The sequence below is a fragment of the Streptomyces sp. NPDC041796 genome (assembly GCF_055590785.1).
On the sequence record NZ_JBVJAH010000070.1, the window covers coordinates 1,547 to 3,332 of the forward strand.

A 1,786-nucleotide genomic window follows, 5' to 3' on the forward strand; every position below is an offset into this window, starting at 1 on the left:
CAATGTGTGACGGATTTGCCTATCACACGGCCTACACCCTTACCCCGGGACAACCACCGCCCGGGCTGGACTACCTTCCTGCGTCACCCCATCGCTTACCTACTACAGGTCTGGTCCGTCGGCTCCACCACTCCCCTTTGCCCGAAGGCTCCGGGGCGGCTTCACGGACTTAGCATCGCCTGGTTCGATATTGGGCGTTTCAAAGCGGGTACCGGAATATCAACCGGTTGTCCATCGACTACGCCTGTCGGCCTCGCCTTAGGTCCCGACTTACCCTGGGCAGATCAGCTTGACCCAGGAACCCTTAGTCAATCGGCGCACACGTTTCTCACGTGTGTATCGCTACTCATGCCTGCATTCTCACTCGTGAACCGTCCACAACTCGCTTCCGCGGCTGCTTCACCCGGCACACGACGCTCCCCTACCCATCACAGTCCCCGTTGGGGGTATGTACTGCAATGACACGACTTCGGCGGTACGCTTGAGCCCCGCTACATTGTCGGCGCGGAATCACTTGACCAGTGAGCTATTACGCACTCTTTCAAGGGTGGCTGCTTCTAAGCCAACCTCCTGGTTGTCTCTGCGACTCCACATCCTTTCCCACTTAGCGTACGCTTAGGGGCCTTAGTCGATGCTCTGGGCTGTTTCCCTCTCGACCATGGAGCTTATCCCCCACAGTCTCACTGCCGCGCTCTCACTTACCGGCATTCGGAGTTTGGCTAAGGTCAGTAACCCGGTAGGGCCCATCGCCTATCCAGTGCTCTACCTCCGGCAAGAAACACACGACGCTGCACCTAAATGCATTTCGGGGAGAACCAGCTATCACGGAGTTTGATTGGCCTTTCACCCCTAACCACAGGTCATCCCCCAGGTTTTCAACCCTGGTGGGTTCGGTCCTCCACGAAGTCTTACCTCCGCTTCAACCTGCCCATGGCTAGATCACTCCGCTTCGGGTCTTGAGCGCGCTACTGAATCGCCCTGTTCGGACTCGCTTTCGCTACGGCTTCCCCACACGGGTTAACCTCGCAACACACCGCAAACTCGCAGGCTCATTCTTCAAAAGGCACGCAGTCACGAGATGCAAGCAAGCTTGCATCCGACGCTCCCACGGCTTGTAGGCACACGGTTTCAGGTACTATTTCACTCCGCTCCCGCGGTACTTTTCACCATTCCCTCACGGTACTATCCGCTATCGGTCACCAGGGAATATTTAGGCTTAGCGGGTGGTCCCGCCAGATTCACACGGGATTTCTCGGGCCCCGTGCTACTTGGGTGTCTCTTAAACGAGCCGTTGATGTTTCAGCTACGGGGGTCTTACCCTCTACGCCGGACCTTTCGCATGTCCTTCGCCTACATCAACGGTTTCTGACTCGTCTCACAGCCGGCAGACTGTGAAAAAGAGATCCCACAACCCCGCATGCGCAACCCCTGCCGGGTATCACACGCATACGGTTTGGCCTCATCCGGTTTCGCTCGCCACTACTCCCGGAATCACGGTTGTTTTCTCTTCCTGAGGGTACTGAGATGTTTCACTTCCCCTCGTTCCCTCCACATGCCCTATGTGTTCAGGCATGGGTGACAGCCCATGACGACTGCCGGGTTTCCCCATTCGGAAACCCCCGGATCAAAGCCTGGTTGACGGCTCCCCGGGGACTATCGTGGCCTCCCACGTCCTTCATCGGTTCCTGGTGCCAAGGCATCCACCGTGCGCCCTTAAAAACTTGGCCACAGATGCTCGCGTCCACTGTGCAGTTCTCAAGCAACGACCAGCCACCCATCACCCTGC

General features: G+C 57.6%; 1 rRNA gene (only partly in view). It reads right to left on the reverse strand.

Going from position 1 to position 1,786, the window contains the following annotated elements:
- Positions 1 to 1,727: ribosomal RNA gene (locus tag ACZ6C1_RS38555) — 23S ribosomal RNA — on the reverse strand (it extends 1,494 nt beyond the left edge of the window).
- Between the last annotated feature and the right edge of the window lie 59 nt (positions 1,728 to 1,786).